Origin of the sequence: Lactobacillus sp. CBA3606, from assembly GCF_002970935.1 — a bacterium.
GTDB lineage: Bacteria > Bacillota > Bacilli > Lactobacillales > Lactobacillaceae > Lactiplantibacillus.
The window spans coordinates 1,585,910-1,597,842 of record NZ_CP027194.1; the positions used below are offsets into that span (position 1 = coordinate 1,585,910).

General features: G+C 39.2%; 10 protein-coding genes. 1 reads left to right on the top strand and 9 read right to left on the bottom strand.

Features of this window, described 5'->3' with window-relative positions; genetic code table 11:
• Window positions 1-13 precede the first annotated feature (13 nt).
• The 5 genes from C5Z26_RS07800 to C5Z26_RS07820 form a co-directional block, all read right to left on the bottom strand.
• On the bottom strand, window positions 14-1,213 hold the full coding sequence (locus tag C5Z26_RS07800) for an MFS transporter (RefSeq protein ID WP_105449406.1): 1,200 nt from the start codon (window positions 1,211-1,213) through the stop codon (window positions 14-16).
• A gap of 214 nt (window positions 1,214-1,427) precedes the next feature.
• The gene (locus tag C5Z26_RS07805) at window positions 1,428-2,912 is read right to left on the bottom strand and encodes a glycoside hydrolase family 1 protein (protein ID WP_105449407.1); all 1,485 of its coding nucleotides are present in this window, start codon (window positions 2,910-2,912) and stop codon (window positions 1,428-1,430) included.
• Window positions 2,913-3,016: 104 nt separating this feature from the next.
• Entirely contained in the window at window positions 3,017-4,480 is a 1,464-nt protein-coding gene (locus tag C5Z26_RS07810) for a glycoside hydrolase family 1 protein (protein WP_105449408.1), read from the bottom strand.
• A 28-nt stretch (window positions 4,481-4,508) separates the two neighbouring features.
• Window positions 4,509-6,497: a beta-glucoside-specific PTS transporter subunit IIABC gene (locus C5Z26_RS07815; RefSeq protein ID WP_105449409.1), complete on the bottom strand. Its 1,989-nt coding sequence runs from the start codon at window positions 6,495-6,497 to the stop codon at window positions 4,509-4,511.
• A gap of 156 nt (window positions 6,498-6,653) precedes the next feature.
• The gene (locus C5Z26_RS07820; protein WP_105449410.1) at window positions 6,654-7,502 is read right to left on the bottom strand and encodes a PRD domain-containing protein; all 849 of its coding nucleotides are present in this window, start codon (window positions 7,500-7,502) and stop codon (window positions 6,654-6,656) included.
• A gap of 316 nt (window positions 7,503-7,818) precedes the next feature.
• Here C5Z26_RS07820 and C5Z26_RS07825 point away from each other — a divergent pair, with 316 nt between their 5' ends.
• Entirely contained in the window at window positions 7,819-8,436 is a 618-nt protein-coding gene (locus C5Z26_RS07825; protein ID WP_105449411.1) for an HAD family hydrolase, read from the top strand.
• A 273-nt stretch (window positions 8,437-8,709) separates the two neighbouring features.
• On the opposite strand, the gene C5Z26_RS07830 is transcribed toward C5Z26_RS07825, so the two are convergent.
• The 4 genes from C5Z26_RS07830 to rhaM are packed head-to-tail and all read right to left on the bottom strand — an operon-like array spanning window position 8,710 to window position 11,932.
• Complete coding sequence (locus C5Z26_RS07830) at window positions 8,710-9,396, bottom strand: YczE/YyaS/YitT family protein (RefSeq protein WP_105449412.1); 687 nt, start codon at window positions 9,394-9,396, stop codon at window positions 8,710-8,712.
• A 32-nt stretch (window positions 9,397-9,428) separates the two neighbouring features.
• Window positions 9,429-10,274, bottom strand: a complete 846-nt coding sequence (gene rhaD / locus C5Z26_RS07835; RefSeq protein WP_105449413.1) for a rhamnulose-1-phosphate aldolase — start codon at window positions 10,272-10,274, stop codon at window positions 9,429-9,431.
• Window positions 10,275-10,327: 53 nt separating this feature from the next.
• Window positions 10,328-11,599 carry an L-rhamnose isomerase gene (locus C5Z26_RS07840; RefSeq protein ID WP_105449414.1) on the bottom strand — a complete coding sequence of 424 codons (1,272 nt, stop codon included), beginning with the start codon at window positions 11,597-11,599 and terminating at the stop codon, window positions 10,328-10,330.
• An 18-nt stretch (window positions 11,600-11,617) separates the two neighbouring features.
• Window positions 11,618-11,932, bottom strand: a complete 315-nt coding sequence (gene rhaM, locus C5Z26_RS07845) for an L-rhamnose mutarotase (RefSeq protein WP_105449415.1) — start codon at window positions 11,930-11,932, stop codon at window positions 11,618-11,620.
• Window position 11,933: the final 1 nt, after the last annotated feature.

An 11,933-nucleotide genomic window follows, 5' to 3' on the forward strand; every position in this document is an offset into this window, starting at 1 on the left:
CTTTTGAATACTTTTACTTAGTCACAACTATTTTGGGCCGATATAAACTTAAAACAATCAGACTGCAGGCGACGCCAACCATCGCAATGCCAACATCAAACCACATAATATTTCGAATACTGACCCGCGAAATCCAGGCAGTAAACACCGGAATCGTAAACGAAGCCAACCCACTAGCCGTATAGTAAATGCCAGTAATACGACCCTTAGCCCGCGGAAAGACATCGCTCATAATGGTTAAGCCCAATTGCATCACGCCACCAGCGGCTGAACAACCAATGACAAAAGAACAAACTAGCGCCACGCTCATCACCGGCACTAACGTTAAAACAATTAAGGCCAGTAACGAAATTAACGTGTTGATTAACATGAGCCACACGGCCTTAATAACCCGTTCAACTAAAATAGCCGTCACGACGACCCCAAGAATTGAGCCAATACTGTAAATACTAACCAGCATCCGAGCATGGACCAAGTTAAGCTTAACCACTTCACTACCATATTTGGTTAACCACTGACTAACTAAGTAAAAAGTCGCCATCGACACATAACCAAAAATCGTTAAAACAATCCCTAATACTAACTGTCGCGGCTTTAGCCCAGTCGGTTTTGGGGCTACCTTCGTGACAGCTGGTTTAGCCGGAACAGTTGATAGCTTTGGAAACTGCCGTGCTCGTAATAGCATAAAATTAATAACCAATAGCCCGATGCACAGTAAAAATGACCAACCATACCATAAGGTCAAATGATCAAGTCCGGCCACGATGATTGGTAATAATAGCTCACCAATCGATGCAAACGCCTTAATCATAATATTGGCAGTTGCTTGTCGCTTGGGATACAACTCCATTAGTGCTGGATAAGTCCCAGAATCCAAAAAAGAATTTGCCATCCCAGCTAAAATTCCAAAGCCATAGGCAACAATAATGGTCTTCGATAAAATAATACCGATAAAAAATAACGTATACGTTAAAATGCCAATCTGTACAAAAAACTTACGCCCAATTCGATCGGAAAAAGTGCCGGCAATATACAAAACTAGCAAGCGACCAATGCCTAGTGATGAAATAACTAATGAAACTCCAGCATCATCAACGTGCCACTGTTGCCCTAAAACAGTCATGTTCTGAGCTAAAATAACAATGGCCATCCCATGGACAAGATAGTTGAGGTATAAGCAAATCGTCGTTCGGGTCCGTTCTATCTGAGTCATCCGTATTCACCTGTGCTTTGCTTAAATTTGAATTGAGTAACAAAGCACTTTGCTCACCTGTTAACACAATCATTAAAAGGTAAAAATCTAGGTTTGTCAAGGCAACTAACCGTCACTTAGCACGCCACAACAAAATAGTCCTAGTTTTGGACTATATCAAGCTACTTTGGCAGCCGACTGAGCCATTAACTAGCACTATTATTGACCACTATCTTTAATCCAAGTCTACCTTAGCACGCTCATCATCAGTTTTAGCTTTTTTCTTCATCAAACCATTATTTTCAATGACGGCTTGATACCAATAAAAGGACTGTTTTCGATAACGTTTTAGCGTGCCTTGACCATTATCATCTAAATCAACATAGATGAAACCATACCGCTTACTCATCTCTCCAGTTGAAGCACTAACCAAATCAATACAGCCCCATGGTGTGTAACCCATTAGGTCAACCCCATCAGCAATCGCGCCGGCCATGGCTTGGATATGTTGCTTCAGGTAATCAATCCGATACTGATCATCCACATAAAAATTCTTATCTGGCTTATCAATTGCGCCCAAACCATTTTCAACGACAAACAGTGGTTTTTGATAACGGTCATAAAGTTCATTTAAAGCAATTCGCAACCCAGTTGGATCAATTTGCCAACCCCAATCACTGGCCTTCAAGAACGGATTTTTGACACCGCCCATTAAGTTACCCGCAACTGTATCAGTGTTCGCATCCGTCGTTTCAACGGCCATTGACATGTAGTAACTAAAGCCGACATAATCAACTGGATACTGCTTCAATAACGCTAATTCACCATCAGTAGTTGCTAAATCTTCAAATTTCAAGCCATATTGTGCCAATAGACGCTTCGTATAGGCGGGATATTCACCACGTACTTGCACATCGCCACAGAAAAAGTTAAAATCTTGGCTTTGTTGCAGGTTAGCTAACTGATTTTTTGGATTAGCATCGTAGCTGTAACTCGTCGCGTATAAGATCATACAACCGACTTTGAGTTCTTTCCGCAAATCATGCGCAATTTTAACTGCCTTGGCACTGGCGACGAACTGATTATGCCAAGCTTGGAAGACATTCTTTTTGTCATCAGCGCCACTTGATGGCACCATGCCTTGACCCATCACTGGAAAATGAGCGGCACTATTAATCTCATTAAAAGTCATCCAATACTTCACCTTATCTGCATAGCGCGTCAACACTGTCCGGGCAAAGTTTTCATAAAATTCGATCAAATAGTGATTCTTCCAACCACCATATTTTTTTGCTAAATTTAAAGGTAATTCATAATGTGAAATGGTTACCACTGGTTCAATCTGATGCGCTAAACATTCATCAATCACAGCATCATAAAAAGCTAAGCCGGCTTCATTCGGTTGGGTTTCATCGCCATCCGGAAAAACGCGTGACCAGGCAATCGAGAACCGATAGCATTTAAATCCCATTTCAGCAAATAACGCAATATCTTCCTTATAGTGATGATAAAAATCAATCCCTAAATGGTTGGGATACGTATATTTGGCTTCATCAATTGTCCAATCAAAATCTGGCTGTGAAACAATCTTAAAGCGATCTTTACCACCAGGTAACGCATCCGCAATGGACAAACCGCGACCACCTTCTTGGTAGCCACCCTCTAATTGATTGGCGGCAGTAGCCCCACCCCATAAGAATCCTTCTGGAAATTCTGACATTTGCTTTGCACCCTTTCTGACTTATGCTTTAGCACTAAATGTTAGCCCTTACATTTAGTATACGAACTTCGTAGTTGAATTTCAAATGAATTTGAAACCGGTTACTACAACTTGGCACCATTAGACGCGATGACTTTTCGATACCAATCAAACGAGGCTTTCCGGCGACGTTTTAACGTTCCTTGCCCAGCGTCATCTTGGTCGACGTAAATAAAGCCATAACGTTTAGACATTTCAGAAGTTGATGCGCTGATTAAATCAATTGGTCCCCACATAGTGTAACCCATCAAATTAACACCATCTTTAATCGCTTCTTGCATTTGCTGGATATGTTGCCGTAAATAATCAATTCGATAATCATCATGAATTTTGCCATCCGCTGAGGGTTTATCAAAAGCCCCGAGCCCATTTTCAACAATGAATAGCGGCACTCGATAACGATCCCAGAATTCGTTCAACGTTATCCGCAACCCAATCGGATCAATCTGCCAGCCCCAATCACTGGTCTTTAAATATGGATTCTTGCCACCCATATTTAAATTACCATTCGCCTTTTCAACATTATCACTAACAGAAGTAACGGTTGACATGTAGTAACTAAAACCTAAATAATCAACTTTACCAGCTTGTAATAACGCCTCATCACCGGGATCCATTTGTAAAGTTACACCGTTTTCCACGAAGTAACGGTTCATATATGTTGGATACTCCCCACGCACTTGGACATCCGTGAAGAACAAGTTAAGCTGATCTTGAAGCTGTGCTGCACGTACATCAACCGGATTCGACGTATTCGCATATGTTTGCATCCGGGCTAACATGCAACCAATCTTAGCAGTTGGATCAATTGCATGACATTGTTGAACCGCAATTGCGCTAGCAATAAATTCATGATGTAACGCCTGATAACGTAGTTGCATTTGCCCAGCAGTATCCAAATCACTATCCACTGCACCGGTTCCCATAAATCCCCACGTTGAGGCATTAATTTCATTAAATGTCATCCAATATTTTACAATACCTTGATATCGATTAAAAAGAACTTTGGTATAACGTGTAAAATCCGCAATGGTTTGACGACTCGCCCAACCATTGTTGATTAATGTCAAATCAAGTGGCATTTCATAATGCGAAATTGTCACAACTGGTTCAATATTATACTTGTGGCATTCAGCAAAAACAGCGTCATAAAATTTCAAACCGGCCTCGTTTGGTTCAGTTTCATCACCCTTAGGAAAGATCCGTGACCAAGCAATCGATAATCGAAACGCTTTAAAGCCCATTTCCGCAAATAGTTTTATATCTTCGCGATAATGATGGTAAAAATCGATGCCCCGTCGTTTCGGATATAACGTATCAGTCGAATCAGCCATCGCCGTTTGAATACTAGCCATCGTCACCGCATTCATTTGATCAATGTTTTTACGATCTTCAGCCTTTTTTACGACTTCTGCCGTCGTTAATCCTTTACCGTCCACGTTCCAGGCGCCTTCAATTTGGTTAGCGGCTGTTGCCCCACCCCATAAGAACCCTTTTGGAAAGCCAGTTGGAATTGTTTTTGAATACATTTTTAAACATCCTTTCAATAACAGATTATTAGTCTAAAATTAATAATGGTTTAGTTGCGCCAATAGTTTGAAGTTGTTCATCAACTAAATTAATATGATGATAATTTTTAGAGTTAGTGACCACGATTGGGGTTGTCACTGAGAACCCTGCTGCCTGAATAGCTTTAATATCAAATCTGACCAGTGGCTGCCCCATTTTAACAGTATCACCTTGGCTCACTAACGTTTCAAATCCCTTACCATCTAATTCCACCGTATCCATGCCAATATGCATTAGGAGCTCTGCACCATCATCGGTATTCAGACCAATGGCATGTCCTGTTGGAAAAACTAGTGCGATTGTCCCATCGGCAGGCGCTACTAACACCCCATCAGTCGGTTCAATAGCAATTCCTTTACCCATCGCACCAGATGCAAATACTTCATCTTTAACTTCGTTTAACGATAAGACTTGTCCCGTTACCGGACTATTTAAACGAGTGGCCTGATTATAAGTCACACTTGGTTTTAAAGTCGTTACACTAGTTCCAGTTGAAGCTTCCGCATTCACACCAGCCAATATGGGTTCTGCTGCAGGTGCCACTGTCTTAGCTGGTTGATCACCAGCATCAACACTTTGACGGCCAAATAACATCTGAAGGGCAAAACCTAAGACTGCTGAAACACCCATGGCAATGAGTAATCCATAGACAGCACCATCGATCCCACTTTTAGCATTAATTGCAGCTGGAATACTGAAAATACCCATACCGCCCATCATCCATAACTTAGTTCCGGCAAGACCAATAATTCCACCGCCGAAAGCGGATGCAATACAACTTAAAATAAATGGCCGTTTCCGTGGCAAGGTTAACCCATAAATGGCCGGTTCAGTAACACCGAAAATCCCAGAAATGAAAGCTGGAAAAGCAATACCACGCGTTTTTTGATTTTTAGTCTGCAATAAGATACCTAACACCACACCCGTTTGGGCAAAAGAAGCTGCCAATGATAAGACCACGATTGGATCATAGCCTTTGGAAGCCAGATTGGCCATTGCCACTGCGACAAATCCCCAATGAACCCCAAAGATGACGAAGACTTGCCAGAAAGCACCAATCACAACACCGGCTAGAATTGGACTAATATCATAAATAGCGACACAAGCTGTTGAAAGACCATCACTCAACCAAGTTGCAATTGGTCCAATGATTAGAAAGGTAACCGGGATCGCTACCAATAACGTGACGAATGGCACCAAGAATGTTTTAACCACAGTTGGAATCACTTTTTTGGCCCATTTTTGAACTTTGGAAGCAAACCAAACCGCTAGAATAATCGGAATAACGGATGAAGTATAGCTCATCATAACAACTGGAATACCTAAGAAAGTGGCATGAATTGAAGATTCAAAGAAAGTACCACTGAATAAAGTCGTTAGAACTGTTTTACTACTATTTAAAGCGACAATATCTGGATAGCAAAGTGCCATTCCAATTGCCATACCGACGTATTTGTCGAGATGGAATTTGCTAGCTGCTGACATACCAAGAACAACTGGCAAGAAGTAGAAGAACCCATCCCCAATTGCATATAAAATTCGGTATGTCCCAGAATTAGCTGATAACCAGCCAAACGCTAGAAACATTGCGTCAAAACCTTTAATCATCCCGGCTGCACACAAGACACCCAAAATGGGACTAAAAATACCAGAGATTAGATCAATAAATCTGTCAAAAATACTCATACTTTCATCGCTAGCATCATCATCTGGCACAGTTCCACCATCTGCGAAACCGCCGACTTTGATTAACGTTTCATACACATCAGCGACCTCATTACCAATAACTACCTGATATTGCCCACCTGATTGCACCACCGTAATGACACCATCGGTATCCTTTAAAACAGCTGTTTTTGCAATACTTTCATCCTTTAACTTGAACCGTAACCGCGTTGTGCAGTGCACCACACTGTTAACATTATCCTTACCGCCAACTCCGGCGATAATCTTTTTACTTAATTCTTCATAAGCCATCTTGTTTCCTCCTAAAAATATTCGACTTGGATAAACAAAAACCCAAACGTCCTTGCTTAAAGGCCTCACCATTAGTACTCTCATGGTGATGATTCTTAAGCAAAGATATTTGGGTTCATGCCTGTTTAACCAGTAACACACCTACTTAATCTTCGATTATTCAATTTTCTGTCGATGCGTTACTCGCCAGATATGCAACGTTAAATATACTTGATCATCCGGTGATAACACCCAATTTGCCTTACTTTGTAAAAAGTCATCAATTCGTTCAACCGTTCGATAGGCTTTAGGATATTTGACTATCATTAGCTGAAGCAATGATTGATCTAAGTCACTGCCAGTTGCTGGTGCATGACTTGCGCGTTGAACCATTAGTGATCGCAAATGTGCTACGAAACGATTATAATTGAATGATTCAGAGTCTAGCGTAATACCATATTGGTACTGAACAATATTGACAATACCACTAATAAGTTTTGTGATTTTGATCGTTTCTTGTAACTTAGAGCCATCCGAAGCAGCATTGACAAAGTGATAGGTCATAAAGACCACTTCACTTTTTGGCAACGAAATTTTAGCACAAGTTTTAATCAAATCAACAGCTTTTTGAGCGGCTTTATATTCTTTGCTAAAAAGGTTGCGAACTTCCCACCGAACCGTACCATTATCCACATCAATCCCATCATTGGCACGTTTAATAGCAAAATCAATATGATCTGCTAATACAAAATATTGATAATCGTTGAAGCTGAGCCCTAAGATAGGTTCAACCAAATGAATCACCTTAGTCGTTAATGATAAAGCTTGCGGCCGCAAATCCTTAAAACTATCAACATCTAAATTGCCCGTCAACGTAGCAATAAAACGCCGATCGATTTTTGTCTCATCAATTAGGTCGTCACGATGCTTGCCAAAGCCTACACCGTTCCCAATAACAACCCATTCGACGCTATCGTCATCTTCTACCAGGGCCGCATTATTATTAAAGTTTCTCAGGAATTTCATTACTGCGCCTCCCGGATTAAATAAAAAGCCTACTTTAAAAGTAGTCCAATTCCTTAATACGGAACTGTTGTACTAATAATAGTAGGCTAATGCCTGATCAAGTCAGTAACACGCTTTATTTATGGATTCATAGTACCAAGTTTTGTAAGCGTTGTCAACGACGTTTGTTAATTTAATTAGGATTACTTTTTAAAGGTATACCAATTTATTAAATAACCAGCAAGATTGGCGCTAAAAATTTATTTATCAATTTATCATTACGATCGTGATAGACTATAATAAAGTTAATTACAATTTGAAAGGAAACTATTTTTTTATGACTTATAAAACCATTCTATTCGATGTTGATAACACCTTAATTGATTCAGCTTCCATTGCCGCAAATGTCTTTCACGACGTCATTGCGACCTATGGTGTAGATATTCCTGTACAACAGCTCCGGAATTTAGTCGGCTTGCCCACTGATAAAATTTTGGAACAATTACAAATCGAACCCGCCGCTGAAATTGCAGCTAATTATGTTAAGAAAATTAGTGCTTACAAAGATAATTTGCACTTCTTTGACGGTATCCAAACTACTTGGAAACGTCTAAAAAATAACGGCATCGACACCGGCATTGTGACCTCAAGAACTATGGCCGAAGTTAAGAGCGATTTAGCTAATTTTCCTGAAATTACTCATTCTAAAATTATCGTAACCGCTGATAAAACTAGCGAACATAAACCAAGCGGCGCGCCACTGGAATTTGCTATGAAACAAAATGGCTTAGTTAAAAATGAAACTATTTACGTTGGCGATACTGTCTACGACATGCAAGCGGCCTTTGATGCTAAAATCGATTTTGCTAGCGCAACTTGGGGTGCACTACCTAATGCTGATTTTTCTGAAGCGACTTATCAATTGGAACACCCCTATGAATTATTGAATTTATAAAAAATTCATCATTATTAATTTTTTAATATACCTTTACAACCGTAGTAATTCAGACGCTTTGTTAACGAGAGGAGCCATAGAATCGATTCTTTTTCTTTTATGTTAATTTCAAATCTTATGTCAACACAAGAACAATATATTCCTACAGTGTTTAATAAAAAACTAGTATCGATAGGATTTTACACCTATCAACACTAGTTATCATAGAGCTACTTAATTATTAATAACAACTGCTTTGTTTTTGACCATTAAATTTAACAAGCATGTCTATATCTATTTTTTAATCGTCTTTAAACCATAGTGTTTCAAGTTAATAAAAACAGTTCTATCAAAGAAACCAATAAACGTTCCTTGAAAAAATAGACAAATAATAGTTCCGATATTAACTGCCCATAATTGACCACTAATAAGATAAGTAATCACCATAATAATTACTGGCGGAATATAGTGAACGATTTGCGCAATCGTTGCATTACCGTGCAAATATCTGAACCGAATAATCTGCATAAAATCATCATTCGGGTGCAGAATCAGATTAGCGCGCTGATACATTGAAGTTGCCAACGCCACACATAGAATTCCCAAAACATCAATTATTACTCGAGTATTTACAGGTAGCTCTCGAATGCCCGTTTTCTGAATTTCTTGTGTAAATAGTTGAATCAAATAACTAAATGGTACCGTGAATAACAAATTCCCAATAATTCGTGACCAGATAATCTGTCGAATTAAAATTGTATTCAATAACACCACTACCACACCACAACTAAATAACGTTACGCTCAAACTAAATGGCCAAAGATGATATAAATTAACAGCAGAGGCTGTCCACACGGCACTACCTAGGTTCATTACAATTGTTAAAGCATGCCCAATCGAGTTAATTAAGAGCGATAATCCGAGGAAGAACCATCTTTTGACCCAATCATGACCAACCTTCACTTGTGTGTTCTGAACCATCCGCAGCACCCCAGCTTAAATTGCCCTAAAGATTAATCAACGTTAGCAGTAACTGCATCCGGTGTTAAAAAGTCTTCATTAGCAGTTAAATCAAAACGTTGGATCAAGTCTTTAAAATCTTTATCTGTAATAGATTGTAGAATTTCGCCACCTTGAGCCCGAATCGTTGTGTAAATTAGAGCTGATTTTTCAACGGTTTCAATTAATCCATAGGTTTCATCCAATGAGTCACCGGCAGCGAAGACCCCATGATGTGGCCATACAACAACTCGAAAGTCATTCATCTTATCGGCTGTTTTTTCGCCAATCGCATTGGTTCCTGGACACATATATGGAATTACACCAATACCTTCTGGAAAGACAACAATTGATTCTGGATGCATTTTCCATAAAGTCCGACTAAATCGCTTTGAAGATAGCGGTACAGTAAACGTCATTGCAACTAAGTTAGTTGGGTGACAGTGCATGATAACCCGTTGATCAGGATCATGCTTTAGCCGTTCAATGTGACTCATCAAATGAGATGGAAATTCACTAGTAGGTTCGCCACCATCATTAAAGCCCCACATTAAATCAACCTGATTACCAGCCTTACTGATTCGAATTAACCCCATATCACGTTCAGGATATTCGATAATATTCTTAAAGTAACGGCCAGTCCCAGTTACAAGATAATACTTACCAGCTAATGCACTAGCATCAAATTTGATAGGAATTTGACGTAACACTTTATCAGTACCAGCAAAGGCTTCAACCTCTTCTTTGGTTAAGCGTAAACTGACATTCCCACCGTTACGTTCATCCCAGCCATGTCGATATAAATTATTCGTTGTTTTAGACATATCCTTAACATATGATGATTCAATAAAATTCTTCATATTTGCCAACCTCTTTAAATTAATTATTGTTGTAACAAACCTAATTTAGTTAATTATTTTGCATCTCGTGGAAATTGGACCTTTTGTTCATAATTCCGAATTTCATTAAGCCAATCAGCACCAACTGGTGTATTGTTCTTCAAGCAGAATTCATCCCAGATTGCACCAAATGGGTATGATTTAAGCTCTTCGGTCACTGCTAAACGCTTTGTAAAATCAAAATTCAATTCAGCCTTCTTTAAATCATCAATTGGTGCCAGCATTGCTTGTAATAATGCTTTTTGAGTCGCACGAGCACCAACAACCCAAGCAGCAACTCGATTAATGGTTGCATCAAAGAAATCTAATCCAATGTTAGTCCGGCTTAATTCATTATCACGAACCAAGGAGCGTGTAATTCGAGTTAATGCATCATCAAAGATAACAACGTGATCACTATCCCAACGAACTGGCCGAGAAACATGTAACATTAAGCCTTTGCCAAATGGCATGAAAGCAGAGAACTTATCTGAAACATCTTCTGTTGGGTGCCAGTGTCCAGCATCAATGGTCCATAATTTACCTCGACTGATTGCATAGTTGTTATAGAACAAGTGTGAACCAACCGTATAAGATTCAATTCCAGTTCCGAATAATTTACCTTCAACCGCTTCGATAGTATTATTTTCATCGTATTTTTTAGCAAATACTTCATCTAATGATTCAATTAAGCGTTCCCGTGGGCTTTGTTTGTCGATTGGATTATCTTTAAAGCCGTCTGGAATCCAGAAATTATTAACTGATTGTTGACCTAATTCCTTACCAAAGTAATTAGAAATTTCACGTGATTGTTTCCCAACTTGGATCCAATAATCGCGAACCGATTTTTCAGGACTTGCCAACGTAAAATTATTTTTAACCATTGGATGTGAGAAGAAAGTCGGATTCATATCTAGTCCAATACCTTCTTGCTTAGCCCAATCAACCCAATACTTAAAATCATCAGGACCAACCTCATTAAAATCCTTTTTCTTATCTGTAACCGCATACAAAGTATGCAACTGTACTTTGTGACTCCCAGGAATCAATGACAAAGCTTCATGTAAATCACCAGTTAATTGGTCTGGCGTCCGTGCAATTCCAGGATAATTTCCAGAAACTCCAATTCCACCAGTCAATTCTTGATTAGGATTCAAGAAACCATGAATATCGTCACCTTGCCAACAATGAACCGACAATTTAACTTTTCTCAAATCATCCATAACTTTATCAGTATCTACACCTAATTCAGCATAACGTTCCTTGGCAACTTCATAAGCTTTTTCTACTTCATCAGTTTTAACCATTATTATTTCCTCCTAAAATTAATCTAAATGAAATACTTCTTTTAGATCTGTAGTAACTGGACTATTATCCTCATTAGTATCCATTAATGGTTCCATATACTGCCACCATTTCTTACAAATATCGGTATCAGCGATTTTGTTATATGTGGCTTCATCAGATACTTCCAGATAAGCAAAGGTCTGGCCTGTCAATTCATTCAAAAAGATTGAATAATTTTTAGCACCATATTTTTTTAGTGCTTGCTTCATTTCTGGCCATAACTCAGCATGCCGTTTTTGATACTCAGCATAGGCATCCTTATGCAAATACATCACTTGTCCTAATCTAACCACT